The following is a 24,748-nucleotide window of genomic DNA, read 5'->3' on the forward strand; positions in this document are numbered from 1 at the left end:
TATGATAATTACTTTCCTTTCAGTCCCTGGTGAGGTAGAAAATGCGCAAGCACAAGAACAAAATGGTCAGGATATTTTTATTGGCTTTAGGACTATTTTCCAGCACCACCATTAATGCTTGGTATGGCTCAGGGATAACCATTGGTGTTGCCAGAGCGAATGTTCACTATTATGGAGATGATATCCGAGTATATGACCCGTGGGGCTATGGATACTACGACAGAAATTATTACTATAATGGGGTAAGAAACATTATCGTTCCTAATGTAATTGTGCCGAATGTAGTGATCAATGTACCAGTTCAAAGGTATTATGTACCCTCATGTGAGGAAATGGAAGTTTGTGATCCTTATGGACAATGTTGGTTAGAGCAATTTTGCAGATAAATTAAAAACTCAATCAACTAATGTTTTGGGACTCAGCCCATTATGGGATGAGATATTAGCAGGACTTACAAAAATCCCAAGATCAAGACAAAAAATGCTTTTAATGGGGGAGTTTAGATAAACTAAACAACCGAATTAAAAACATTTTCTAACAAAGAGACTGGGGGTACGTCCTGATTATAATTTTTTAAGGACAAAAAATGTCAGAAACTATTGGTTATGCCGCCTACAAAGCGGGAGCTCCTTTAAAACCTTTCACTTTTGAACGCCGCCCTGTTGGTGCACACGACGTAGCAATTGATATTCTATTTTGTGGTATCTGTCATTCCGATTTGCATCAAGTCAATAATGATTGGGCAGGAGCGTTCTATCCTATGGTTCCTGGACATGAAATCATTGGACGAGTCAAGGAAGCAGGACATCAAGTCCACCGGTTCAAAGCAGGAGATTTAGTAGGCGTTGGCTGTATGGTTGACTCCTGCCGTCAATGCACCTATTGCCATCAACATGAAGAACAATATTGTAAATCCGGGGCAACTTTTACCTATAATAGTCAAGACAATCATCTGGGAGGGGTGACCTACGGGGGGTATTCCAAGCATATTGTCGTCACGGAAGATTTTGTATTAAAAATTGATGAATCACTTGATCCTGCCGCCGCTGCACCATTGCTCTGTGCCGGAATAACCACTTATTCCCCCTTAAAAAGGGCTAAAGTAGGTAAAATGAGTAAAGTAGGAATCGTTGGTTTGGGTGGCTTAGGGCATATGGCTGTCAAATTAGCCCGAGCCATGGGTGCTTATGTGACTGTATTTACCACTTCTATAAACAAGATAAAAGCGGGTAAAGATTTGGGGGCTCATGATGTTGTCTTGTCCACCGACAGCAATGTCATGCAAACACTAGCCAATCAATATGATTTTATTCTTGATACTGTTTCTGCCAAACATGATCTTGGCCAATATTTAAACCTTCTTAAAGTGGATGGACAACTAACCCAGGTTGGGCTTCCATCAGATCCACTTGAAGTTACCATGTTACCTGTTATTTTAAAAAGACTGAGCATTAACGGCTCATTGATTGGCGGCATTAAAGAGACACAAGAAGTTTTGGATTTTTGCGCCAGGCATGGGATCACCGCAGACATTGAATTAATAAAAATGCATGAAGTAAATTCTGCCTATGAAAGACTGTTAAAAGGAGATGTGAAATATCGATTTGTTATCGATATGTCAACCTTGGATTAAATGAACCAGGTATAAAAGGCTTCCAGTTGGCCTTTTATACCACGGAGCAAATATTATTCCTGGTTTTTGATCTTGGGGAACACTTTAATTTTGGTTATAAAAGAATCCTGTACCTTTTCAATCAAGGCATCAAATTCAACAAATTGAATTATTTCACCTTCATTGGGCAATTTTCCGTGGCGCGTGATAATAAGTCCATATAGTGTATTCAGTTCTTCTTCATCTGGCGATAAAGTAATATCGCAATCAAGAGCCCGTTCTAGAGAATAAAGGGAGCAATCTCCTTTTGTCGTTATAGTTCCGTCCGCATTTTTTACCCAATCTTCATGTGTTTTATGAAACTCATCTTTAATCCGCCCAATCAGGATATGGAGCAAATTATCCAGAGTTACAAATCCAAGTAAACTCGATTTGTGTTTGTATACCAAAGCAAAATGAGGCATACCAGCTCTGAATTTACGCAGCAAATCCATGGCAGGTAATTTATGACTAACTTTAAGTACTGGTCGCACATAAGGCTTTAATGTATTGATATTTTTCTGGAGCAACAAATCGGCAAATAAATCCTTAACATGGATGACACCAATCATTTCCTTAGTCCCGGAATCATAGACAGGATAACGACTATAACGATATTTTAAAATTTTATCTTTAATCGTTTCGAATGGCTCATTGATATCTATTATGATCATTTGATCTTCAGGGCGCATTACCTCAGTAACATTTAACTCAGCCAAATCAAGAGTATGCTCGAGGATTTCACGTTCATCCTCTTTTAATTCCGATTGCAGATGCTGCCCGCTTAAAATTAATTTAAGTTCTTCACTTGAATAAAAACCTTCGTATTCGTTTTTTATATCCATGCCGGACAGTTTGAGAAAAAAATTCGAACAGGTATTTAACAACCAAATGGCAGGATACATTATCCAGTAAAACCAATACAACGGGACTGCAGTCCATATTGAAATCAATTCAGATTGCCGAATGGCAATGGACTTGGGCATGAGCTCACCGATTACAATATGTAGAAAAGAAATAAGAAAAAATGCAATTAAAAAAGAAGATATAGTAACAATATGAACCGATGAAATACCCAAAGTAACAAATAATGGCCCCAATAACTCCGCAAAAGCAGGCTCTCCAATCCAACCCAATCCTAACGAAGCAAGAGTAATGCCTAACTGACATGCTGATAAATACGCATCCAGATTTTGATGGACTTGCTCAAGAATGCGACCTCTTAGCCCGTAATTTTCTTTGATGGCTTGAATTCGCGTAGCCCTGAGTTTAACCATCCCAAATTCGGCGGATACAAAAAATGCATTGAGAAGCACCAGCAGGAATGCTATAAAAATTAACAGAATGTTATACATTAAAAATAGTCCGGTTTATGATTTAATTTCACAGAACTTACGAAAAATCCCAATCTCTTCGTTAAAAATATTTATAATTCGGTGATTTGGTTTATATAAAATCACTCATTAAAAATATTTTTTGCCTTGACCTTGTGTTTTTTCGTAAATCCTGTTTTCTATTCAGTCGTACCTTCACTAAAAACATTCACTCTCTACAAATGTGATCGAATCCTTTATGTTAATAGAATATCGCAGTCCTGGCGAGTTTAAAATGACTAAGCCAGAACCCAAAGATACAATAATTATCATCCGGTTTAATGGCAAATTATTTAATCAAAGCAACCGTATAGAAATGACACCAAATACCAGTAAATAGCAGCCCCTATTGACAAATAGAAGCACAATTTGTTAATTTGACTCATTAAAAGACAAAATTAACTCAACCTGAAAAGATTATGAATCGTCCAAATGACAAAACATGCCATGACTTTTGTGCAAATTCTTATGCCAATGTTTTGCTTTGCGACGCTTCCCAGTCTATAGATAATCTTTCAATCATTATTATTATCTTGCCCTCTTTCCCCTAGAGCGGTCAGCTGTTGCTAATTCTCTGCCTCTCTAGGGAGGCTTCCAAAGAGTTAGCACCAACTGATTTCAACTGGAGGGCGTCATGAATCAAAACTGTTTCAAACCAAAGAATAATTTCGTCTCATTGGTGATGTGGGCATTACCTTTATCTTTTTTTACTTTTCAATTCTTATTACGTCTTTGGCCTGGATTAACCATGCAAGACATTATGGCGCAATTTTCAATTGATGCCGCAAGCTTTGGCCTTATCGCTGCATTCTATTATTATGGATACGCAGGAATGCAAATCCCTGTAGCCTTACTTCTGGATAAATTTGGAGCCCGCTTTGTTGTATTTGCCTTTGCAATGTTGTGTGGTATTGGAACTTTAGTTTTCATAGGAACCAATAATTTTTACTTGGCTCTGTCAGGCAGGTTTTTGATAGGTGTAGGCTCCGCCGCAGGTTTTCTTGGCGTATCCAAAGTCGTATCAGAGTGGTTCTGCCATTCACAGTACTCCAGAATGATCGGTTTCTCCTTTAGCGTAGGCTTGTTGGGAGCAATCTATGGAGGAAAGCCGCTTGCCCACCTGATACAGAATTTTAGTGGACAACAAGTTGGTTTCGCTTTGGCGGTTTTTTCCATCCTCTTAGGATGTTGTGCGCTTTTGATCTTGCGCTCTCCCCCAAATAATACTCACTCAGTAACAAAAACAATGAATTTGTCTCACTGTTCCTTTTTATTTTCATCTTGGATCATCTGGACTCTTGCTCTTGCTAATTTATTAATGGTCGGTGCCTTGGAGGGTTTCGCTGACGTATGGGGAGTACCTTATCTTATCGCCAAATACACATTGAACAAAACTGATGCTGCCTTTCTCATCTCGTTTATTTTTATGGGGATGATATTTGGCGGTCCTTTACTCGCTTTCCTCAGCCAAAAATTAGGAAACTACTTTGTAATAGCCCTCTGTGGTACTGGTTTGGCCTTCTTGTTCCTGATTCTTCTTTACACTGCTACACTTCACTGGTGGCAGCTGGGCACCCTCTTCTTTGCAATCGGCCTGCTGTGTTGCTATCAAGTTATTGTATTTGCCGCAGGTTCTACTTTGGTTCCTTATGAAGGTTTAGGCGTCACCATTGCCTTCTTGAATTGCATCAATATGTTAGGCGGGTCTTTTTTCCATACTTTGATTGGTAAATTAATGGATAGCAGTTGGAACGGGCAAATGAGCGCTAATGGACTTAAATTATATGAAATGGAATCGTATCAATGGGCTTTGTCACTCATTCCATTCTGTGCCTTATGCGGCAGTTTGCTTATTGTATTAATTCATATCAAAACAAGAGCTTATGCAGCTCCAGAGCTTATGAAAAAGACTTCATTGACGGGAGTGTAGCTATGGAAAAAATTTTTTGGTCTAATCCCTACCAGCATACACTCGATACTAAGATAATCTCAATTAATAGCAACGAGATTCTATTAGAAAAAACCATCGCGTTTTCATTTTCAGGAGGACAGGAAAGCGATAGAGCGTTCATCAATGGCCTTGAAGTACTCAGTTCACGAATAGATGGAAATCTTATTTATTATACCCTGCCTGATGACCATAATCTTACGCCCAATGATGTAATCACCATGACTATAGATTGGCCTCGAAGACACCGGCTGATGCGTCTTCATTTTGCAGCAGAACTGATTCTGGAACTTGTAACCAGAACCAGTAGGCTTGAAAAAGTAGGAGCTCACATCTCAGAATCCAAAGCGCGAATAGATTTTAAAGCGAATTTTAATATCTCTTCTATTTTTAGCCAGCTGCTTGATGAATATAATACCATCATTAGACAAGATCTTGTTATCCATAAAGGATACCATGATGTGACAAATCAACGTCGGTTTTGGAAAATTGACGGTTTTGCTGAAGTACCTTGTGGGGGAACACATGTTCATTCCACTTCTGAAGTGGGTTTTATTTGTCTCAAACGCTCACATCCTGGCAAAGCTATTGAACGCATTGAAATAACCCTGATGGATGATAGTAGATAATGCACCTCACGCATAAGCTGATTGCTTTGCTTTGGGGCAAGGTAAGAATGTTATGTGGCAATGAGTTTATATACATTGAATGAGCGTTGCTGAAACGTTTGGAGAGTGACAGTAAAATAAACAAGGCGGGTTATTCAGGAGGCCAGGTCAAGCGCTAATCGAGACAAAAATATAGAAAAAGAATACAAAATCGCCTAAATTACAGCATTTGACTTTGTCGCCATTAACCTGCGAGCGTTATTTATCATGGAACTGCCCAATCATTTCTCTACTGTCTATGTGTCAAAACCAGAGTTTATAGAAACACTTTCTGAAGAGTTAGGCGAGGTATCCAATAAAATAGGCTCTCTCGTTTTTTCTCCTCATCAGAAGCTTGATGTTTGTTTTGCACTGGATGTATGGCTTGAACCTGAGGTAGTAACCTTTCAATCCATTTCAGAAGCAGCAAAAATATTGAGGCAAGCCGGAAAATTGTGGTATTTGCACCCCGCTACTGAAATTCGCCGATCGCGCTTGATTGAGGAACAACTTCGCAAGTGCCCATCACTAATGTCCCATTTTCCAGTTACAAGTGACATTCCACCCATAGGCGTATTTAGTCTTCTTGATAGAAACACTCTGCTCTTTAGCGCCAAACGACTAAAAAAATGGCCGGATGGACAATGTTATTTTATTGAAGACAAAGTCAATCCCCCAAACCGGGCTTATTTAAAATTATGGGAAGCCTTGTTCCTGTTAAATAAATACCCTCGCCCCGGTGAAACAGTTTTAGATTTGGGCGCATCCCCGGGAGGTTGGACATATGTGATGCAATCACTCGGAACCCAAGTCACTTCTGTCGACAAAGCAGAACTGGATACAAAAATCATGGTGCTTCCCAGAGTCAGTTTTTTAAAGCAAAGCGCCTTTGCCCTAGATCCCGAACAACTCACAGAGTCTTATGACTGGGTACTTTCCGATGTTGCCTGCTATCCTGACAGAGCCTACACCCTCATCAAAAAATGGATAGCATCAAAAAAAGCAAAACAGTTGATTTTTACCATCAAACTACAGGGACAAACTGACTTAAACACAATCAGACGATTTCAATCCATACCTAATTCCAAAGTAATCAATCTGTTTTATAACAAACATGAAGTCACGTTTTTTTATCCAGTATAAACATAACCAGGATTTAGTGATTATGTCTGCAAAATATCATAATGACGAGCTGATATTTAATTTTCTATGACTTATGACCTTGAAAAATCAAATGAGAGAATTTTTTCTATGCTTGGTTGTTTTAAGGCGAGCGCCAACAATCGATCAACCCCCAGGGCAACCCCGCTGCAAGGTGGTAACCCATATTCCAGGGCTTTCAAAAAATATGCATCGGCTTCCATTGTCGTCAATCCCTTTTGCTTTCTATGTTGCTGATCTAGCATAAAACGCTTTTTTTGCGCCTCGACATCAGTCAACTCATGAAAACCATTAGCCAATTCAACTCCCTGATAGTACACTTCAAAGCGCTCAGCCACGCCCTCTTTTACTTGTGCCAAGGCAGCCTGAGAGGCAGGGAAGTGATACACAGCAACGGGGGTTGATTCTTCTGCCAAAAAAGGCTCCACGATATGGCTCATTAATAAAAACAGATATTGATCCCTGTCTTGTTCGTCAGGAGGTAAGACACCATCCAAATCATGCTGTGCTAATACCTTGTTGAATTGTTCTATGGGTGTAGAAAAAGGGTCAATGCCGCAAGCCTCTTCAAAAGCCTGTTGATAGGTTTTTCTGATCATAGGCCGGGATTTAAGAATAATTTGTAATAATAAATCCACTTCATCCATCAAAACATGATGATCAATATGTAATTGATACCATTCAAGCAAAGTAAATTCAGGATTATGCCAGCGCCCCAGTTCGTCATCACGAAAAACTCGTGCTAATTGAAAAATAGGACCGCTGCCAGCAGCTAACAGCCGTTTCATATGATATTCCGGGGAAGTTTGTAAATAGCATGTTTCACCTCTGAAAATCGCTTTGATATTGCTCAGGTAAACATCTGTAACCCCATGCCGCGCCATCACAGGGGTTTCCACTTCCAGATATTGGCGTTCAGTAAAAAATTGACGGATTTTACCTATTAGCTCGGCTCGCGTACGTAATAATTGAATTGAAGCTGAGGGTAACCAGGAGTTATCAGACATGATCAATAAAATATTCCCAACTCCAGGCGGGCAGCCTCTGTCATGCGGTCTTGAGACCAGGGCGGCTCCCACACCAACTCAACAGTGCAATCACTAACTCCTTCAACCTGATTGACTGCCTGTTCCACCGTACCGGGAAAGGTTTGCGCCACAGGGCACCCCGGGGTCGTTAGCGTCATCTGAATATGAACATGACCTTCGTCATTAACGGCAATGTCATAAATCAAGCCCAGATCATAAATATTGACCGGAATTTCGGTATCAAAAACTCCCCTCAACGCAGTAATAACGCCTTCCTTTATTGATTCGTTACTCTGTTTTTTCTTAAAGCCAAACATGAGCTGCCTCTGGTCTATTTTGCAATATACAGACAAACTCTTTCACGAGCTCTGCCACTATTGCCATAACATTATTCTGTTTTCACCACTTCTGTTTCTTTGTTTAAAGCCGCTTCCAAAGTATGCCACGCCAAAGTAGCGCATTTTACACGCGCAGGGAATGCTTTAACTCCGGCTAAAACTGTTAATTTATCCATGGAAACCAAAGAGTCTTCTTCCTCTTGTGTTAGCATTCGATGAACACGATGAAATAGCTCATGAGCTTCTTTAATTGATTTACCCTTTAACGCATCAGTCATTAACGATGCAGAAGCTTGTGAGATAGCACATCCACATCCAACAAAACTGACATCACGAATCAAATCACTCTGCAACTTGAGGTAAACAGTCAGTTTATCTCCACATAAAGGGTTAAACCCTTTCGCCTCGGTGGTCGCATCCTCCATCGCATGGTGGTTACGAGGATTACGATTGTGATCGATGATGATTTCCTGGTAAAGTTCCCGCAACTCCATACTCATGCGAATACCTCTTTAACTCGTTGTAAGGCTTCCATACAATAATCAATTTCTTTAAACGTATTATAAAAGGACATGGAAATACGGGAAGTCGCAGCAACATCGTAGAAATCCATCAAAGGCATAGTGCAGTGATGTCCGCTGCGTATCGCTATACCTTCACTATCCAGAATAGTTCCAATGTCATGGGCATGAATTTTTCCGTGGACAAAAGATATAATGGGTACTTTGTTGGCAGCCGTTCCAATAATATTGTACCCTTTTACTGCTTCAATAGCCTTGGTAGCATAGTTTAATAATTGTGTTTCGTATTCAGCTATCGCATCCAAATCCAATGACCAAATATAATCAATTGCAGCAGCTAAACCAATCGCCCCTGCAATATTCGGGGTACCTGCTTCAAATTTATGGGGGATAGCCGCATATTCCGTTGCTTCAAAACTCACGGAGTTGATCATTTCGCCCCCGCCCTGATAAGGAGTCATGCCATTTAATAATTCTTCTTTTCCCCATAAAACACCTATTCCAGTGGGACCATACATTTTATGTCCGGAAAAAGCATAAAAATCGCAATCCAGATCCTGAACGTCCACAATCAGGTGAGCCGTTGCCTGTGCCCCATCCAGTAACACTTTAGCCCCTACTTCATGGGCCATCTTAATCATTGTTTTAACAGGATTAATGGTTCCTAAAGAATTGGAGGCGTAATTAATCGCAACCATTTTAGTGTTTTCATTTAACTTTCTTTCAAACTCTTCAAGTATTACCTCACCATTTAAAGAAATAGGGGCAACTTGCAGCTTGCAACCCATTTTCTTGCAGACCATTTGCCAGGGAACTATATTGGAATGATGTTCCATATGCGTTATCAAAATTTCTTCATCAGGTAATATGCGAGGGGCTACGAGACTCTGGGCCACTAAATTAATAGCTTCAGTGGTACCACGTACAAAAATACATTCTCTCGGTGACCTGGCATTAATAAATCGTTTTACCTTTGCTCTGGCTGCCTCATACATTTCCGTAGCCCTGACACTCAAGGCATGAACTCCACGATGTACGTTTGAATTATCCTTTTCATAAAATTGAGCAATAGCATCAATCACAGCCCTGGGTTTTTGAGTAGTAGCCGCGTTATCAAAATATACCAAATCATACTCATTGATTTTCTGATGCAATACAGGAAAATCTTTCCTGATTTTATTGACATCAAAGGATGTCATTAGGGAAGGATTAGTACTCATTTGCGTACCCCAACTGTTGAGTTAATAAATTACCCATCCAATCAGCCAAATCACGATTTGGAATAAGGCGCAAATTATCATTGGCAAATGCCTGGATCAAATAATGAGAAGCTTCATCCCTGCTAATACCACGTGTTGCCAGATAAAAGATTGCCTCTTCATCCAGTTGCCCAACCGTAGCACCATGTGAACATAAAACGTCATCAGCGAAAATCTCTAATTGCGGTTTTGTATCAATTTCAGCATTTGCGGAGAGAAGTAAATTTTTATTTTGTTGCTTGGCATCAGTATGTTGCGCATTCTTGGCTACAATAACCTTGCCATTAAATACCGCTCTGGAATGCCCCTTTAAAATCCCTTTGTAATCTTGATCGCTTCGACAGTTAGGCACCAAATGATGAACCACAGTATGATGATCTATGTGTTGCCCATCCCCCGGCGCATAAATTCCATTCATAAGGCATTGAGCCTGTTCTTCCTGCATGGACACGCTAATATCACTGCGTACTAACTTTCCACCCAAACTTAAAGAATGGCTGGAAAATTGACTGGCGGCAGATTGCCTAACCGATAAATGACCTAAATGGTAAGCTGATTTACTTTCTTTTTGAATTTTATAATGATTAAGTTTTGCGCCTGCTCCAAGAAACACTTCAGTAATACTGTTAGTGAAATAGCAAATGTTTTCTTCGCCATGATATTCTTCAATCAGACTAGCCTGAGATTCTTCTTCCATAAGGATCAGATGTCTTAAATACATAGCCTGGTTCGTTTGATCTTGGATATGCTTTAAAACAATGGGTTCTTCCAAACAAATTCCCGCAGGAATATAAATAAAGACTCCGCATTGGAGCATGGCTGTATTTAAATAATGAAACCCATGCTCATGCTCTACAATTTTTTCAAGGTGAGGCATAACCAAATCAGCATAATGTATTAAAGCAAGAGATAAAGGCAGAATTAAAACGCCTTCAGGCAGATTCTTAATCCATTCTTGCTCTTGGGAAATAAATCCATTCTGTATTAAAAACAGGTTTTTGACTGGTGAATCGTCAAAAACGGTTTTAAGAGCAGGCTTTACTGTAGGATCAGGTGGTACAAAATGTTGCTGTAATAGTGAGTCAACGAGAGTGTACTTCCATTCCTCATCATATCGGGTGGGAAAACCACAGCGCTTCAAATCAGTTAATGCTTTAGACTGCAACTGCGCAAGCCAGGGTATTTGCGATAGGCCTGATTGGGCTTGCTGTTGATAATAATCCAAAATATCACTCATAACTGCTCCACTTCTTCAAGCCAGCTATAACCCTTTTTCTCCAATTCCAGCGCCAAAGATTTATCCCCTGACGTAATAATACGACCATTTGCCAAGACATGAATAAAATCAGGCTCAATATAATCCAGTAAGCGCTGATAATGGGTAACTAAAATAATAGAACGCTCTGGAGAGCGCATCGCATTAACTCCTTGAGAAATAATTCGTAATGCGTCGATATCCAGGCCAGAGTCGGTTTCATCAAGAATAGCTAGCCTGGGCTCCAAAGCGGCCATTTGCAATATTTCATTACGTTTCTTTTCCCCACCTGAAAATCCCTCATTAATACTTCGGTATAAAAAGCTTTCATCCATATCCAGAAGCTGACATTTTTCCCGAATAAAACTTAAAAATTCTATGGCATCAAGGGTGTTTCTTCCTTGTCCTTTGCGAACCGCATTCACTGAGGCTTTAAGAAAATTGATATTGGTTACACCAGGAATTTCTACCGGATATTGAAAAGACATAAAAATACCGGCCCGCGCTCTCTCTTCCGGGGACATAGGCAATAAATCTTGTCCCAAGTAGGATATATCACCACGAGTTACTTCATAAGAAGGATGCCCAGCCAAAACCTTGGAGAGAGTACTTTTTCCTGAACCATTAGGTCCCATAATCGCATGAACCTCTCCTGGTTTAACCTCAAGATTAATACCTTTTAAAATAGACTGTCCATTGACAGCAACATTGAGTTCTTTAATGTTTAACATATTAGCCGACTGCCCCTTCTAAGCTTATACCTAATAATTTAGTGGCTTCCACCGCAAATTCCATAGGTAATTCTTTTAAAACTTGCTTACAAAATCCATTCACGATCATAGAAACCGCATCTTCTGTATCGATACCGCGTTGCTGGCAATAAAACAATTGCTCTTCACTAATTTTTGAAGTAGTGGCCTCATGCTCTACTTGTGCCGTTGGATTTTTGACTTCTATATAAGGAAAAGTATGTGCTGAACATTGACTACCCATTAACATGGAATCGCATTGGGTATAATTACGCGCGTTAGTGGCTGTTGGTGCGATGCGTACCAATCCTCGATAAGCATTATGCGCATGCCCGGCACTGATCCCTTTCGAAATAATCGTTGATCGGGTATTTTTCCCTAAATGAATCATTTTCGTACCTGTGTCGGCTTGCTGAAAATTATTGGTTAAGGCAACAGAATAAAACTCGCCAACAGAATCATCACCTTGCAAAATCACACTGGGGTATTTCCACGTAATGGCTGAACCTGTTTCAATTTGTGTCCAGGAAATTTTCGATTTCTTACCCCGACAAGCTCCTCGCTTGGTCACAAAATTGTATATCCCCCCTTTACCTTCTTTATCACCGGGATACCAGTTTTGTACCGTTGAATATTTTATTTGAGCCCCATCTAACGCAATCAATTCAACGACTGCGGCATGCAACTGGTTTTCATCTCGCATCGGGGCAGTACACCCTTCCAGGTAGGACACATAACTGTCAACATCAGCAACAATAAGTGTTCTCTCAAATTGCCCGGTAGAAGCAGCATTGATCCTGAAATAGGTCGATAGCTCCATAGGACATCGGACACCTTTAGGGACATAAACAAATGATCCATCACTAAACACAGCAGAGTTCAAAGCAGCATAAAAATTATCCCTGTAAGGAACAACTGACCCCAGATATTTCTTAACCAAGTCCGGATATTGATGTACCGCTTCCGATAATGGGCAAAAAATTACTCCTTTTTCAGCTAATTTCGCTTTAAAAGTAGTCGCAACTGAAACACTGTCAAACACCGCATCAACGGCAACACCTGCCAGCATTTCCTGTTCGCGTAAAGGAATACCTAATTTCTCATAGGTTTTTAACAACTCCGGATCAACTTCATCCAGACTTTTAGGAGCGTCTTTTTTACTTTTAGGCGCGGAATAATAGGAAACGGACTGATAATCAATCGGAGGATAGTGCACACTCGACCATTCGGGGTGAGGCATAGTGAGCCAGTGCCGAAATGCTTTCAACCGCCACTCAAGCAAAAATTCAGGTTCGCCTTTTATTGCGGACAAACGACGAATGACATCCTCATCCAATCCGGGAGGAAAAGTTTCAACTTCTATGTCGGTTATAAAACCATGTTGATATTCTCTATCGAGCAGAGAATTTAGTTGCTCACTGCTTTTAGCCACGATTTACTCCACTTGCTAATTGCCGAACTCGCTCAACATCCCTTGTTGGAAGAGTTGGTTTTGCCAATGCCTCCAAACTGACACTATCAAGAGCAGTTTCTATCGCATGGCTTATTAATCGCCAATTTCCTTGAATGGTACATACTCCCTGTAAAAAACAATCATTAGGTTGCATACTGCATTCTGTGAAACCCCTGTGCTCTTCCAAGGCAAATATGATTTGAGACACCGAAATTTCAGCTGCTGGTCTTTGCAGTCTATATCCTCCGGATACACCTCGTACCGAAGTTAACAAACCCGCGCTAGTCAGGCGTTTTAGTATTTTACTAACAGTAGGTACCGTTAAATGCGTATGCAAGGCAATATCTCGAGCATTGCATAATTCCTGCGAATGCTTGGCTAGATAAACCATTACCACTGTTCCATAATCGGCCAATTTACTGACGCGCAGCATAACACCCCCTACTCGAATAATCTAGTACCAAATAAGTCTTATTTTCAGATAGAGGAAAAGAATATCTTATCAAGAACAAGGATTAGACAATTGCTTACTGATCCAATATCACCTGATCCTCTAAATGAGCTTTTCTGGCACAATCATCCAAAGCAAAATTCTATTACCTTATTATAAATATAGTACTAATTTGGTTCTATATTCGATAAAAGAGACATTTTACCTTATTGATAAGGAAATAAGCAAATAAAATCTTCTGCTCTATCTTGGCGATTTCATGCGTTTTAATATTTTTTACAATAGGTTAGTCATAAAGGGAATGAGCTTGCCAATATTCCATCTGTCTATAATGTGCTCTCGATTTAATATAGAATACTCTTGATAAACACAACCAAACCCATAAGAATAAGCTATTCGATTATTTGCTTTCAGGAGCTAGGATGACTCACGATACTGAACTAAGCGAACTGATGCAGGCTGTAGCTAAAAAAAGCCTGCAGATTATGACCGATTTCAAAGAAAAACCCATCCCGCTTTCATCGCTGGTCAGTCAATACATCGATCTCACGGAGCATTTCCAAAATTTGATTGCTGTCATTCTAAAAAATCCTGAAAAAGTATGGCAAATGCAGTTGAATTACCTCGAAGATGCCTTAAGTCTGGCTCAAGAACAATTTAATTATTGGCTTGAAGGAAAACCACTGCCTATTAACGATCAGCGTTTTAATGGTGAAGATTGGATAAACAATCCTTTTTTTAACTTGCTAAGCCAACATTATCTTTTGGCAAATGAGCATATGAATTCATTGCTGGAAAATATGGAATATGGTGACGAGAATCTGGCAAAAAGAGTACGTTTTTTCACCCGGCAATATCTTGATGCTTTATCCCCAGCTAACTTTATTCACACGAATCCTCAGCTCATGGCAGAAACATTACAAAGCCATGGCAAAAACCTATTACGTGGATTACACAATTTGCTGTCCGATGTTGAAGCAGGATCTTCCAGATTAATCATTAAAATGACTGATACGGAAGCATTTAAAATCGGTGAGAATCTGGCTACAACGCCTGGTAAAGTCATATTTCGCAATTCCATGATGGAGTTAATCCAATATTGCCCCAGAACAACAAAAGTAAAATCCATACCTTTACTTATCGTTCCTCCCTGGATTAATAAATACTACATTTTAGACTTAAGTCCGCATAATTCATTAATACGCTGGTTGGTCGAACAAGGGATTACTGTTTTTATTATCTCCTGGGTCAATCCTGACAAAACGTATGCCAATAAAAGCTTCTATGATTATTTAAATGAAGGCCCCAGAGAAGCCATTTCAATAATTCAAAAACAATTGCGTGTTAAACAAGTGAATATGCTGGGATTCTGTATAGGCGGGACACTTCTGGCTTCTCTTTTAGCCTACAATAAGGCAACTAAGGATCTTTCCATTCGCAGTGCAACTTTTTTAGCAGCAATGATTGATTTCAGTGATCCTGGAGACATTGCTGTTTTTATTGATGAGCAGCAGATTAACAAACTTGAAGAAGAAATGAAATCCAAAGGTTATCTGGCTGGCAAATTTATGGCGTCCAGCTTTAATTCCTTAAGGGCCAATGACCTAATATGGTCATTTTTCATCAAAAATTACCTGCGCGGTAAAAACCCTGTTCCTTTTGACATACTATATTGGAATGCTGATTCAACTAATATGCCTGCAACCATGCATTCTCAATATTTACGTTGGATGTATTTGCATAATGACTTGATAAAACCTGGAAAAATTCACCTTAATCATACTCCTATTGACGTAACAAATATCGACATACCCACTTTCTTTCTGTCTACTCAAAAAGATCATATCGCTCCCTGGAAAACAACATATAAAGGATTTGAATTAATGAAGGGGCCAAAACGTTTTGTTTTAGGTGGATCTGGCCATATTGCGGGAATTATCAATCCGCCAACCCAGCAAAAATATGGTTATAGAACCAATAACAACATGGATTTATCTGCTGAGCAATGGTTTGAAAAATCCAAGGAGCACTCCGGTTCATGGTGGCCAGAATGGTTAAATTGGCTTAAATTGCATTCCGGAAGACTCATCAATTCCCCTGATATCAATCACTTGCCATTCGAGCCTATAATGGATGCCCCAGGGAGTTATTTACTAAAAAAATAATATTTTGAACCCAATAACCATACATTAAAACATAAAAGGAGTTGTATTGTGAGAAAAAAAAACAGGATACTTTTGGCAAGTTTATTCTCGCTAGGCAGCCTGAATACCTTTGCTTCTCAAGATCTGACAGTTGTTAATACGTCCGATGATCTGGGATATGTGACAATAGGATCCTATTCCTGTGAATTGACTTCCAGTTGTGCTATTCCCCCTGATAATTCGATTCGTATTAACTATGATATCGTAGAAGCAGCTTGTGCGAATACCCCAGCTGATTGTGAAATTGTTTTTGGGGTTGACAGTATAAAAGCAAGAATCGCGACCGGAAGCTTAAGTTTGAATGAGGGGATACAATACATCGCCCAATCTCGTTGGCTGAATTATTCGGCTAAGCGTTTATCCAAAACCGTGGCTGAAATCTATAAAAGATAATTTGATTTATTCCCTGCTGATGTCCTGGTTGAAGCACACAGCAATAGCTATGACAAGGTGCATTGACATGGATTGATTAAGATAAATCATAAACACAGGGTTCTGATTTTCTCCACCAACTCTCTGTTCTTGCCAAAATCAGAATACCCCATGGTGGCACTTGAAATAACATTCCCATCCGCATGGATGCATAACCAATCAACAAAATGGAAAAAGGGGCTTTGTCTATACCCCACTAGAAAGGATGCCTCCTGTTTCTGGATTTTCAATTCCGGGATCTTGCGTTCAATGCATGCTAACAAATGAGGCATACTCTCAACCTTCAAAGGAGCAATGTAGTGAGAATCCGATTCATTCACCAGGCTACTTACCCAGTTTGGCTTATCATCTGGCAATTGCCCCTCAACTAACCCCTTCGGCATTTCTCGAAAATTGATTTGAGGAAATAAATAAAGAATAACAACAAGGGCTAAAATAAGGGCTAATACTATCCATATCAATTTCATTTATACTGTTTCCATGGTTTCTTTCTGTTCTAAAAATTGCTTTTCAAGCGTTATGTAATCAATTTTTCCTGAAGGCAGGACAGGAATTTGGCATACCGGATAAATCATATGAGGAACCAGCAATTCTGATTGCCCTCTCTCCTTAACCTTTTTTATAAATGATACTTTATCTGCATACTCTGCTTCAGTAAATAAGAAAATTTGCTCCCCCTTTCTTGGAGATTTTTGCACAACAGCGGCATGTAATAATTCAGGCCAAATTGAAGCTGCAATTCCTTCCACTACTGTAAGAGATACCATTTCACCAGCAATCTTGGCAAAACGTTTGGCGCGACCTGCTATAGTAATGAATCCATCCGTATTCACGGTGACGATATCTCCCGTATCATGCCAACCATCTTCAGGTTCTATAATTACTCCAGGTTTATCCTCATCAAGATAACCTAACATGATATTGGGTCCGCGTAATTTTAAACGCCCACCTTGTACAATTCCCTCTACTGGTTCTACTTTGAAATCCATAAAAGGTAAAATCATTCCAACACTACCCGGTACTGATGCCAACGGACAATTAAGCGATATGACTGGCGATGCCTCAGTAGCACCATAGCCTTCATAAATTCTTGTCCCAAACGCTTCGCTCCAGTGTCTAATGGTTTCCGGTTTCACTTTCTCGGCGCCAGCAAAGATATAGCGGACGCTGTTGAAATCATGTTTGCCCGCGGCCCTTGCATAACCCGTTAAAAAAGTATCTGTGCCAAACAAAATAGTAGCCTCTGTTTGATAAACCAATCCAGGAATTACCTTATAATGAAGAGGGGAAGGATAGAAAAAACAATTCAAACCATTAACCAAAGGAAGCACACTTCCTGCTGTAAAGCCAAAACAATGGAATATAGGTAAGGAATTAAATAAAACATCTCGTGGATTAAAGTCGACTCTGGAAGTCATTTGCCAACAATTAGCCAATATATTGGCATGACTAAGAGCAACCCCTTTGGGTTTTCCCTCAGAACCAGAGGTAAACAAGATTATACCTGTTGTATCAGGGGATATTTTGTCACCAAGAAAACGGTAGCTTAGGGTGGGAAAGAATCCTTTGAATACCCCGGAAAGCTTGTTACCTAAATGAATGGTTGATTTAAAATCTTCTAAATAATGAATTCTTATACCCGCCTGTTGTAACTCTTCTATCAAGGGTTCTAATCTGGCGGTTTCTATGAATTGTCTTGCAGTATAAATTGATTTAATTCTTGCTGTATTACAAGCTGAATATAAGTTATAAAAACCCATGCTAAAATTTAACATGGCAGGTATTCGTCTATAAGCTTGTAAAGCAAAAAAAGTGACCATGCCAGCTATAGTAGTCGGTATCATTACTCCAACAGTTTCACCTATAGCCGTTTGCTTTTTAATTTGGCGCCCCAGAATAAAACAACGAGTCAAGAACTGTCTGTAAGTTAATGGAATACGATTATTGTCTTCTATTTTAGTTTTGTTTTTAGTTCCTATACTTACTCCTTCAATTAAAGCAGAAAATAAAACATATGGCTTAAAACTATTGGCGAATGATAAATCGCTTATTAGTTGAAATAAACGTAAACTGATACCTTCTGTGTCGACACCTGTATTTTCAGCTTGACTCAATTTTTGAGCAGGTAATATATGAAGAGTAATTTTCGGAAAAATCCGTATTCGATGTTTATTTTTGCTATTAGAAAAAATACTGTGCTCCGCCCCTTCAATACGAACAGGGATTACCTCGGCGCCAGCCTTTTGGAGCATCAATCCAGGTCCTTCAAAGACCTTTAAGCTGTCTTCCTGCTGTCTTAATAACCCTTGTGGAAATAGAAGACAACGCTTGCCAGCCCGTATTGCTCTTATTAAAATTCTTGTTGCCTGAGCGCTGCCTGGATCAACTACTATGACATCAGCAAAAAATAATAACGTTTTTACCCATATTTTTTTAAAAATATCAGGATGTAAAGCTAAAGTTAATCGTTCGGGTAAAAATACAGAAAGGATTAACACATCAATTATAGAAGCCCTGTTGGCAATAATGACAGAATGGCTGTTGGCCTGATATTGTCCTTTAACCTCTATGCGAAACCATTTCTCCAGAAAAATTTTTATCCATGTCTTAGCCCGCTGTTTTTGTTTTCCCTTCCAGGTCAAATTTTCCTCATTTGTTTTTGTCATCATGTCGCATCAGTTATCTCTATATTGACTTTTATTCTGCAAGATTCAAAACGATTTGAATAGGGGTTTATGAATCATGTTGATTTCATTTAAAAAATTTAAGCGAAAGCAACATCTGTTCTTATGATAATTTACCCAGAATATTGAGAGAAGGCTTGCGAGTCCTTAATTCCTGTAATAAAGTGAGGGGCATCTTTACTTTAACACAAAAAACCATTAAGACGTTCTGTTTCATTTTAGCCATATTAGTTTTAATTATTTTCGCAGTGGTCTTTCATAATCATTCGTTAGAGATCATTGATTATATAGACGATCTGGGTTGGCTTGCCCCTGTTCTTTTCTTAATAACCTACTGTCTCGCGACTTTATTGCTTTTACCCACAATGGTATTAACTCTGGCTGGGGGAGCTGTATTTGGGCCTGTATTTGGTACCTTGCTTAATTTATTGGGAGCCACTAGCGGCGCTGCGTTAGCATTTCTGATAACAAGACACCTGGTTTACGATTGGTTCTCAATCAAAAAGGGTGAAAAACTAAACAAATTGATTGCCGGGGTAGATGAAAAAGGTTGGGTTTTTGTGGCTTTCTTGCGATTGTTTCCAATAGTCCCTTTTAACCTGGTCAACTATGGATTAGGAGTAACTGGAATATCATTTCGTCTTTATTTGCTTACTACTTTTATTTTTCTAATTCCTGCAGAAATTATTTATACTTATTTTGGATACGTCGGCATGGATGCTCTGACAAGGCCAAGCAATTTATATAGGAATGGTGGAGTTTTTCTAAGTGGATTAGCGATTTTCTTTTTACTTATTATCAGAATAATGAAAAAAAGATAGTTCTTTTTTTCAATTAATAAGAATTTATCAAGACTCATCCTGATTTAATAAAAAGATCAACTTATCGATAATTGGATGATTGACTTCAAAAATAATGTTATCCAGGGAGAGAACCCTTCTGATACCCTGCAGACTATTAGTTAAAAAAACAGCATCGGCGTCCTCAATCCTCTTTTTCGTTAATGATATTTCGTGCACTGACATTTTGTGTTGCTGACAATGTGAAATGAGGCGTGCCCTCGTAATGCCGGGTAAGATCCCATCCTCTACTCGCGGGGTATACAAAATGTTATTTTCAATCAAGAATAAATTGGCACAAGTTGTTTCAGTAACATGATTCACTGTGTTGAAAAATAAGGCATCGTCTGCACCAACCGCAATTGCTTGACGTTGAGCAATAATCGCCTCTAAATAATTCACTGATTTTAATTGATAAAGAGGATTGGCCTTATCCCTTAGCCAATTAATACTGATTAACCGAACAGGATGCTTTTGTATTGAATAATTAAACGTCTGAAATATTAATTGGCTGACTTGCCCTCGTTCTGCCAAACCTCTCGAAGCAGGACCACCACTCAAAATGGCTTTAATGCCACCATGGTACAGGTTATCTTTTTGGATTTTTTGAATAAGATGCTCAAACCAATCATCAAATGAAATTTCAAAAGGAATACCCAACTGACGAGCTGAATTGCCTAGTCTCTCCCAATGCATATAAGCAAAGGAAGGCTTGGAGCTATTTACTCTAATTGTTTCAAATAATCCCTCACCTAAAAAAATTCGATCATCAATTCCAAATGATGGCGTCATATCTCCTTTGTCTTCAATAACACGAGTAGGCATTATGATCTCATAATTAATAATCTACAAAATCATCCAACTCATCTCGCAATCGCTTTTCCTCCAACATATTTTCCAGTCTTCTGCGCGCATCCAAACTGACCCCGGGAGCTTCTATAATTTCAGTATCCACTTCAACATCATCAAAATCGTCGACGACTTCAATTACTTCTTCTTCATCTTCTTCAAACAAGTCACTCATAACATTCCCTCAAAGAATTAAAAGTAACATTAAATAATTGCTTAAATGGAACAAGATTCCAGGACGGCTATATACCTTATTTTTAATTTTTTGCATAGTATTTTTTAATTATTTTATATTATAAACTTATCGCATCGCGCATTTACCATCACCCAATGCATAAAACAACATATTGATACCTGGAAACACTTGAACTTTAAGCCCAATCCATCTAATAATAAAAAAGAATATTAGTGATACCAAATCATGTCAGACCAATATAAAGTTGCTCTAAGAAATACCATAAAACAGGTAAGATCCAAGCTTTCTGTATCCTACAGAACAGCATCTTCCAATCAAATTTGTACTCGTATCCGCTCGCTGGAACAATACAGGCAAGCAAGGCGAATAGCCTTGTACTTTGCGGTTAATGGAGAAGTTGATTTAACTTTTCTCTGGAAAAGCGCGCCCCTCCAGGGGAAGTATTGTTATTTTCCGGTATTAAATAATGATTCCACTCTTTCTTTTTTACCAGCCACCCCCAGCACTCCTTTTAAAACGAATAAATACGATATCCCGGAGCCGGACGTTGATATTGAGTTGGCGTTGCCTGTTGATGAATTAGACTTGATTATCATGCCTCTAGTTGCATTTGATGCACACTGTACTCGTTTGGGTATGGGCTCAGGCTACTACGATCGTACCTTGGCTAATAAATCAAAAGCGCATTTCTTAGGAGTCGCCTACCAATTTCAAAGGGTTGATTACATAGAACCACGCCCTTGGGATGTTCCCCTGGATGCCGTAATAACTCAAAAAGCTATTTATTGGCGAAATCCCTTGGCCTAAAATGACATTCTATAGAGCGTCTGTACCGACTTCCCCAGTCCTAACCCTCACTACCTGTTCCAAAGCATAAACAAAAATCTTGCCATCACCAATTTTACCGGTGTAGGCAGACTTGCAAATAGCTTCTATGGCTGCTTCAACCATATTATCTGGCAATGCCAGTTCAATTTTAATTTTAGGGAGGAAGTCTACCACGTACTCCGCCCCTCGATATAATTCGGTATGACCTTTTTGACGCCCAAATCCTCGAGTTTCAGATATAGTAATTCCTGGCACTCCTATTTCCATTAAAGCTTCATGTACATCATCCAGTTTAAATGGTTTGATAATTGCGGTGATCATTTTCATATTTTTTTCCATCACGTTAAATGCAGAGTCACCCATGATATTTGTAACACGCAATTTTTACGTTATTGCTTTTCAATACATCTTGGGTATAGTTGTAATCCAACAGTTTTGCTAGACTGTATTCAAAAATAATCCGGAGCCAGCATGTTTGACCCCAAGCAATTTGATGAATTAGCTAATAAGCTTTTCGCTACTTTACCTACGAGTCTACAAAATTTTGAAAAAGACATTCAACAAAAATTTAAAGAAGTACTGCAATCAACATTCAGCCGAATGGACCTTGTTACCCGAGAAGAATTTGATGTGCAATGTAAAGTACTTGCCAGAACTCGAGAAAAACTGGAGCAATTGCAGCACCAGCTTGAAGACTTCATTAAACGGCAAGAAATTAAAAATAATAAATAATAACTATTAGTCGTCCATAGGAAATTGGATCGACTTAAGTCCAACATAATAAGGAAAAAATCTTATGAATCTCGCATTTACCAAAACGCGAAGTATTATCGGTATTGTCGCACAACCAGTATCTGTGGAAGTCCATTTATCAAATGGATTGCCAAGTTTTACTATGGTAGGACTTGCTGAAACAGCAGTGAAAGAAAGTAAAGACCGCGTGCGCAGCGCTATTATAAATAGCCAATTCGAATTTCCATGCCGTAAAATTACTGTTAATCTTGGCCCTGCCAATTTACCTAAAACGGGAAGTGGTTTTGACTTGCCTATTGCACTAGGGATACTCGCAGCATCGGAACAAATTCCTCTCACCAACCTTGCAAACCACGAATTTATTGGAGAATTGGCTTTAAGCGGCGAGCTTAGAGGAGTTTCTGCCATTATACCGGCTGTTCTTGCCGCTCATCAAGACAATCAACATCTGATTATAGCGAATGCCAATGCTGCCGAAGCTTCTTTAACTGGTCATCAAAAAGTATTTACTGCCAATAACTTACGTGAAGTTTGTGATTATCTATGCCAGGGCACTTCTTTACAAAGCTTACCTCCCAAACCAGATTTTTTATTAAATAACCATGAATTGGATTGGTCTGATATAAAGGGACAACAGCATGCCAAAAATGCTATGGTCATTGCTGCCTGTGGGGGACACAGCATTCTGCTAAGTGGTGCACCAGGCAGTGGAAAAACGATGATGGCAAAAAGATTTAGTACCTTGCTACCTGAGCTATCTGAAACACAAGCTCTCGAATGCGCAGCCATTAATTCAATTCGAGGCAAATTACCTGATTTCAGGGAATGGCGTTTGCCTCCTTTTCGTGCACCACATCATACTGCTTCACCTGTCGCGTTAGTCGGAGGAGGCAACCCGCCGAAACCTGGTGAAATTTCATTAGCCCATCACGGCGTATTATTTTTAGATGAATTACCTGAATTTAATCGGCAAGTATTGGAGACACTTAGAGAACCTTTGGAGTCAGGGCATATTTGTATTTCCAGGGCAGCTGCACAAATAGAGTTTCCTGCCAAATTTCAATTAATTGCAGCAATGAATCCTTGCCCTTGTGGCCAATGGGGTAATTCACAAGCCAATTGCATATGTACTCCTGATAGAATCAGCCGCTATTTGGCAAAACTTTCTGCTCCATTATTAGACAGAATAGACATGCAGGTTACAATTCACGCATTATCTCAAGAGGAGTTAATTAAACCCAATACCCATATAGAAAAACAAAGTCCTGCTATTAGAGAAAAGGTAACAAAGATGCATGAAATACAAATGGCACGACAAGATAGTCTCAATGCCAATTTAAATTCCAAAACATGCGAAATGGTTTGCGAATTGGGATCAGAAGAACAAATGTTTCTCCGAGAAGTGATGAGTAAACTGAAATTGTCTGCTCGTGGTTACCATCGCTTACTAAAAGTCAGCAGGACAATTGCTGATATGAATGAATGTAATAAGGTCATGCTAAATCATCTGCAACAGGCGTTATCCTATAAACAAATCTTGCATTTGCCTAAATAAAATTTTTTCTCAAGTATCTGGGTATATAAAAAAACAATTCCGTATTAATCATATACACCAAAGTTGTCCTATAATTATACATAAATATAAATTACGGGGCCATGATGAGAAACATACGACTCTTGTTTCCTTGCATTTTATTAATGATACCATGGCAACTTGCAACAGCCAATAGGCCTACTGATAATGCGCTAGCGATTATAAAATCATGCTATGATGAATCAGTAAACCTCAGCAATGACTTTACTCCCTGTGTTACCAAGAAACTCAAGATTATGCCTAACGCAGAGGATTTTCAATTGATTATGAATTTTAAAACTGACGAAAAAGGCACGAATGAAAGAATACCAGTCTTTATGGTCGATAAAACAGGGTATATGTATTACTGCATAGTAACCACAGGAAAAACTTTAATCATAAATGCTTGTGCCGGAGAGCAGGGAAAACCGTTGACGCAAGGTCAAATATTATCCATCGATCTACCTGAATAATTTTGCGCTTTCCTATCTCTTGCGAAGAATGGCTAACCATGAGATCTTAGAATATAGATAAAATGCATGATCAAGCAGAAAAA

At 39.2% G+C, this 24,748-nt stretch carries 27 protein-coding genes; 13 read left to right on the forward strand and 14 right to left on the reverse strand.

Going from position 1 to position 24,748, the window contains the following annotated elements:
• The first annotated feature begins 41 nt into the window (after positions 1 to 41).
• Both OQI99_RS08820 and OQI99_RS08825 read left to right on the forward strand, forming a co-directional pair.
• On the forward strand, positions 42 to 386 hold the full coding sequence (locus tag OQI99_RS08820) for a hypothetical protein (protein ID WP_011945775.1): 345 nt from the start codon (positions 42 to 44) through the stop codon (positions 384 to 386).
• A gap of 200 nt (positions 387 to 586) precedes the next feature.
• Positions 587 to 1,633 carry an NAD(P)-dependent alcohol dehydrogenase gene (locus tag OQI99_RS08825; protein ID WP_061514166.1) on the forward strand — a complete coding sequence of 349 codons (1,047 nt, stop codon included), beginning with the start codon at positions 587 to 589 and terminating at the stop codon, positions 1,631 to 1,633.
• A gap of 53 nt (positions 1,634 to 1,686) precedes the next feature.
• Here the strand turns inward: OQI99_RS08825 and OQI99_RS08830 are convergent, their stop codons facing one another.
• Complete coding sequence (locus OQI99_RS08830) at positions 1,687 to 3,006, reverse strand: hemolysin family protein (protein WP_265731748.1); 1,320 nt, start codon at positions 3,004 to 3,006, stop codon at positions 1,687 to 1,689.
• A 217-nt stretch (positions 3,007 to 3,223) separates the two neighbouring features.
• Here OQI99_RS08830 and OQI99_RS08835 point away from each other — a divergent pair, with 217 nt between their 5' ends.
• From OQI99_RS08835 to OQI99_RS08850, 4 genes are all read left to right on the forward strand, one after another.
• Positions 3,224 to 3,364 carry a hypothetical protein gene (locus tag OQI99_RS08835; protein ID WP_265731749.1) on the forward strand — a complete coding sequence of 47 codons (141 nt, stop codon included), beginning with the start codon at positions 3,224 to 3,226 and terminating at the stop codon, positions 3,362 to 3,364.
• Between the two features lie 294 nt (positions 3,365 to 3,658).
• A complete protein-coding gene (locus OQI99_RS08840; RefSeq protein WP_061514168.1) occupies positions 3,659 to 4,954 on the forward strand; it encodes an MFS transporter in 1,296 nt (431 codons plus the stop codon).
• Between the two features lie 2 nt (positions 4,955 to 4,956).
• Positions 4,957 to 5,601, forward strand: a complete 645-nt coding sequence (locus OQI99_RS08845; RefSeq protein ID WP_061514169.1) for an alanyl-tRNA editing protein — start codon at positions 4,957 to 4,959, stop codon at positions 5,599 to 5,601.
• Between the two features lie 246 nt (positions 5,602 to 5,847).
• A complete protein-coding gene (locus OQI99_RS08850) occupies positions 5,848 to 6,762 on the forward strand; it encodes an SAM-dependent methyltransferase (protein ID WP_061514170.1) in 915 nt (304 codons plus the stop codon).
• Between the two features lie 71 nt (positions 6,763 to 6,833).
• Here the strand turns inward: OQI99_RS08850 and epmA are convergent, their stop codons facing one another.
• The 8 genes from epmA to OQI99_RS08890 form a co-directional block, all read right to left on the reverse strand.
• Positions 6,834 to 7,787: an elongation factor P--(R)-beta-lysine ligase gene (epmA, locus tag OQI99_RS08855; RefSeq protein ID WP_061514171.1), complete on the reverse strand. Its 954-nt coding sequence runs from the start codon at positions 7,785 to 7,787 to the stop codon at positions 6,834 to 6,836.
• A gap of 2 nt (positions 7,788 to 7,789) precedes the next feature.
• On the reverse strand, positions 7,790 to 8,125 hold the full coding sequence (locus OQI99_RS08860; protein WP_265732358.1) for an SUF system Fe-S cluster assembly protein: 336 nt from the start codon (positions 8,123 to 8,125) through the stop codon (positions 7,790 to 7,792).
• Positions 8,126 to 8,196: 71 nt separating this feature from the next.
• Positions 8,197 to 8,646, reverse strand: a complete 450-nt coding sequence (sufU, locus tag OQI99_RS08865) for a Fe-S cluster assembly sulfur transfer protein SufU (protein ID WP_061514172.1) — start codon at positions 8,644 to 8,646, stop codon at positions 8,197 to 8,199.
• Positions 8,643 to 9,887 carry an aminotransferase class V-fold PLP-dependent enzyme gene (locus tag OQI99_RS08870; RefSeq protein ID WP_080447499.1) on the reverse strand — a complete coding sequence of 415 codons (1,245 nt, stop codon included), beginning with the start codon at positions 9,885 to 9,887 and terminating at the stop codon, positions 8,643 to 8,645. The genes sufU and OQI99_RS08870 overlap by 4 nt, the downstream gene beginning before the upstream one ends.
• Positions 9,877 to 11,163 carry a Fe-S cluster assembly protein SufD gene (gene sufD, locus OQI99_RS08875; RefSeq protein WP_265731750.1) on the reverse strand — a complete coding sequence of 429 codons (1,287 nt, stop codon included), beginning with the start codon at positions 11,161 to 11,163 and terminating at the stop codon, positions 9,877 to 9,879. Before sufD ends, OQI99_RS08870 begins: the two co-directional genes overlap by 11 nt.
• Positions 11,160 to 11,912, reverse strand: a complete 753-nt coding sequence (gene sufC, locus OQI99_RS08880) for a Fe-S cluster assembly ATPase SufC (protein ID WP_011945765.1) — start codon at positions 11,910 to 11,912, stop codon at positions 11,160 to 11,162. Before sufC ends, sufD begins: the two co-directional genes overlap by 4 nt.
• Before the next feature lies 1 nt (position 11,913).
• Positions 11,914 to 13,362 carry a Fe-S cluster assembly protein SufB gene (sufB, locus tag OQI99_RS08885; protein ID WP_014843446.1) on the reverse strand — a complete coding sequence of 483 codons (1,449 nt, stop codon included), beginning with the start codon at positions 13,360 to 13,362 and terminating at the stop codon, positions 11,914 to 11,916.
• On the reverse strand, positions 13,355 to 13,816 hold the full coding sequence (locus OQI99_RS08890; RefSeq protein WP_010946337.1) for an SUF system Fe-S cluster assembly regulator: 462 nt from the start codon (positions 13,814 to 13,816) through the stop codon (positions 13,355 to 13,357). The genes sufB and OQI99_RS08890 overlap by 8 nt, the downstream gene beginning before the upstream one ends.
• A gap of 440 nt (positions 13,817 to 14,256) precedes the next feature.
• Between OQI99_RS08890 and OQI99_RS08895 the strand changes: the two genes are divergently transcribed.
• Together OQI99_RS08895 and OQI99_RS08900 are read left to right on the forward strand one after the other, a co-directional pair.
• The gene (locus OQI99_RS08895) at positions 14,257 to 15,999 is read left to right on the forward strand and encodes a PHA/PHB synthase family protein (protein WP_061514176.1); all 1,743 of its coding nucleotides are present in this window, start codon (positions 14,257 to 14,259) and stop codon (positions 15,997 to 15,999) included.
• 48 nt (positions 16,000 to 16,047) lie between these two features.
• Positions 16,048 to 16,431, forward strand: a complete 384-nt coding sequence (locus tag OQI99_RS08900; protein WP_061514177.1) for a hypothetical protein — start codon at positions 16,048 to 16,050, stop codon at positions 16,429 to 16,431.
• Between the two features lie 86 nt (positions 16,432 to 16,517).
• On the opposite strand, the gene OQI99_RS08905 is transcribed toward OQI99_RS08900, so the two are convergent.
• Together OQI99_RS08905 and OQI99_RS08910 are read right to left on the reverse strand one after the other, a co-directional pair.
• A complete protein-coding gene (locus tag OQI99_RS08905) occupies positions 16,518 to 16,937 on the reverse strand; it encodes a DUF1499 domain-containing protein (protein ID WP_061514178.1) in 420 nt (139 codons plus the stop codon).
• The gene (locus OQI99_RS08910; RefSeq protein ID WP_265731751.1) at positions 16,938 to 19,139 is read right to left on the reverse strand and encodes an AMP-binding protein; all 2,202 of its coding nucleotides are present in this window, start codon (positions 19,137 to 19,139) and stop codon (positions 16,938 to 16,940) included.
• A gap of 152 nt (positions 19,140 to 19,291) precedes the next feature.
• On the opposite strand from OQI99_RS08910, the gene OQI99_RS08915 reads away from it, so the two are divergent.
• The gene (locus OQI99_RS08915; RefSeq protein WP_322783698.1) at positions 19,292 to 19,975 is read left to right on the forward strand and encodes a TVP38/TMEM64 family protein; all 684 of its coding nucleotides are present in this window, start codon (positions 19,292 to 19,294) and stop codon (positions 19,973 to 19,975) included.
• Positions 19,976 to 20,002: 27 nt separating this feature from the next.
• On the opposite strand, the gene OQI99_RS08920 is transcribed toward OQI99_RS08915, so the two are convergent.
• Positions 20,003 to 20,818, reverse strand: coding sequence for an aminotransferase class IV (locus OQI99_RS08920; protein WP_080447502.1), 816 nt, complete (start codon positions 20,816 to 20,818; stop codon positions 20,003 to 20,005).
• 13 nt (positions 20,819 to 20,831) lie between these two features.
• A complete protein-coding gene (locus tag OQI99_RS08925) occupies positions 20,832 to 21,017 on the reverse strand; it encodes a PA3496 family putative envelope integrity protein (RefSeq protein WP_010946331.1) in 186 nt (61 codons plus the stop codon).
• Positions 21,018 to 21,263: 246 nt separating this feature from the next.
• Here OQI99_RS08925 and OQI99_RS08930 point away from each other — a divergent pair, with 246 nt between their 5' ends.
• On the forward strand, positions 21,264 to 21,845 hold the full coding sequence (locus OQI99_RS08930) for a 5-formyltetrahydrofolate cyclo-ligase (protein ID WP_061514182.1): 582 nt from the start codon (positions 21,264 to 21,266) through the stop codon (positions 21,843 to 21,845).
• 9 nt (positions 21,846 to 21,854) lie between these two features.
• Here OQI99_RS08930 and OQI99_RS08935 read toward each other — a convergent pair whose 3' ends face one another.
• Positions 21,855 to 22,193 (reverse strand): P-II family nitrogen regulator, encoded by a 339-nt coding sequence (locus OQI99_RS08935; RefSeq protein ID WP_011213200.1) that lies wholly within the window; start codon positions 22,191 to 22,193, stop codon positions 21,855 to 21,857.
• Between the two features lie 144 nt (positions 22,194 to 22,337).
• Between OQI99_RS08935 and ubiK the strand changes: the two genes are divergently transcribed.
• The 3 genes from ubiK (at position 22,338) to OQI99_RS08950 (ending at position 24,665) form a co-directional block, all read left to right on the forward strand.
• Positions 22,338 to 22,598, forward strand: a complete 261-nt coding sequence (gene ubiK, locus OQI99_RS08940; protein WP_061514183.1) for a ubiquinone biosynthesis accessory factor UbiK — start codon at positions 22,338 to 22,340, stop codon at positions 22,596 to 22,598.
• A gap of 64 nt (positions 22,599 to 22,662) precedes the next feature.
• The gene (locus tag OQI99_RS08945) at positions 22,663 to 24,174 is read left to right on the forward strand and encodes a YifB family Mg chelatase-like AAA ATPase (protein ID WP_265731753.1); all 1,512 of its coding nucleotides are present in this window, start codon (positions 22,663 to 22,665) and stop codon (positions 24,172 to 24,174) included.
• Between the two features lie 104 nt (positions 24,175 to 24,278).
• Positions 24,279 to 24,665, forward strand: a complete 387-nt coding sequence (locus tag OQI99_RS08950; protein WP_061514185.1) for a hypothetical protein — start codon at positions 24,279 to 24,281, stop codon at positions 24,663 to 24,665.
• Positions 24,666 to 24,748 lie beyond the last annotated feature (83 nt).

The sequence above is a fragment of the Legionella sp. PATHC039 genome (assembly GCF_026191275.1).
GTDB classification, from domain to species: domain Bacteria; phylum Pseudomonadota; class Gammaproteobacteria; order Legionellales; family Legionellaceae; genus Legionella; species Legionella pneumophila.

Bases quoted from the DNA above. Each gene is read 5' to 3' on its own strand.
- OQI99_RS08820 (WP_011945775.1), top strand. From the start codon at position 42: ATGCGCAAGCACAAGAACAAAATGGTCAGGATATTTTTATTGGCTTTA.
- OQI99_RS08825 (WP_061514166.1), top strand. From the start codon at position 587: ATGTCAGAAACTATTGGTTATGCCGCCTACAAAGCGGGAGCTCCTTTA.
- OQI99_RS08830 (WP_265731748.1), bottom strand. From the start codon at position 3,006: ATGTATAACATTCTGTTAATTTTTATAGCATTCCTGCTGGTGCTTCTC.
- OQI99_RS08835 (WP_265731749.1), top strand. From the start codon at position 3,224: ATGTTAATAGAATATCGCAGTCCTGGCGAGTTTAAAATGACTAAGCCA.
- OQI99_RS08840 (WP_061514168.1), top strand. From the start codon at position 3,659: ATGAATCAAAACTGTTTCAAACCAAAGAATAATTTCGTCTCATTGGTG.
- OQI99_RS08845 (WP_061514169.1), top strand. From the start codon at position 4,957: ATGGAAAAAATTTTTTGGTCTAATCCCTACCAGCATACACTCGATACT.
- OQI99_RS08850 (WP_061514170.1), top strand. From the start codon at position 5,848: ATGGAACTGCCCAATCATTTCTCTACTGTCTATGTGTCAAAACCAGAG.
- epmA (WP_061514171.1), bottom strand. From the start codon at position 7,787: ATGTCTGATAACTCCTGGTTACCCTCAGCTTCAATTCAATTATTACGT.
- OQI99_RS08860 (WP_265732358.1), bottom strand. From the start codon at position 8,125: ATGTTTGGCTTTAAGAAAAAACAGAGTAACGAATCAATAAAGGAAGGC.
- sufU (WP_061514172.1), bottom strand. From the start codon at position 8,646: ATGAGTATGGAGTTGCGGGAACTTTACCAGGAAATCATCATCGATCAC.
- OQI99_RS08870 (WP_080447499.1), bottom strand. From the start codon at position 9,887: ATGAGTACTAATCCTTCCCTAATGACATCCTTTGATGTCAATAAAATC.
- sufD (WP_265731750.1), bottom strand. From the start codon at position 11,163: ATGAGTGATATTTTGGATTATTATCAACAGCAAGCCCAATCAGGCCTA.
- sufC (WP_011945765.1), bottom strand. From the start codon at position 11,912: ATGTTAAACATTAAAGAACTCAATGTTGCTGTCAATGGACAGTCTATT.
- OQI99_RS08890 (WP_010946337.1), bottom strand. From the start codon at position 13,816: ATGCTGCGCGTCAGTAAATTGGCCGATTATGGAACAGTGGTAATGGTT.
- OQI99_RS08895 (WP_061514176.1), top strand. From the start codon at position 14,257: ATGACTCACGATACTGAACTAAGCGAACTGATGCAGGCTGTAGCTAAA.
- OQI99_RS08905 (WP_061514178.1), bottom strand. From the start codon at position 16,937: ATGAAATTGATATGGATAGTATTAGCCCTTATTTTAGCCCTTGTTGTT.
- OQI99_RS08910 (WP_265731751.1), bottom strand. From the start codon at position 19,139: ATGATGACAAAAACAAATGAGGAAAATTTGACCTGGAAGGGAAAACAA.
- OQI99_RS08920 (WP_080447502.1), bottom strand. From the start codon at position 20,818: ATGCCTACTCGTGTTATTGAAGACAAAGGAGATATGACGCCATCATTT.
- OQI99_RS08925 (WP_010946331.1), bottom strand. From the start codon at position 21,017: ATGAGTGACTTGTTTGAAGAAGATGAAGAAGAAGTAATTGAAGTCGTC.
- OQI99_RS08930 (WP_061514182.1), top strand. From the start codon at position 21,264: ATGTCAGACCAATATAAAGTTGCTCTAAGAAATACCATAAAACAGGTA.
- OQI99_RS08935 (WP_011213200.1), bottom strand. From the start codon at position 22,193: ATGAAAATGATCACCGCAATTATCAAACCATTTAAACTGGATGATGTA.
- ubiK (WP_061514183.1), top strand. From the start codon at position 22,338: ATGTTTGACCCCAAGCAATTTGATGAATTAGCTAATAAGCTTTTCGCT.
- OQI99_RS08945 (WP_265731753.1), top strand. From the start codon at position 22,663: ATGAATCTCGCATTTACCAAAACGCGAAGTATTATCGGTATTGTCGCA.
- OQI99_RS08950 (WP_061514185.1), top strand. From the start codon at position 24,279: ATGAGAAACATACGACTCTTGTTTCCTTGCATTTTATTAATGATACCA.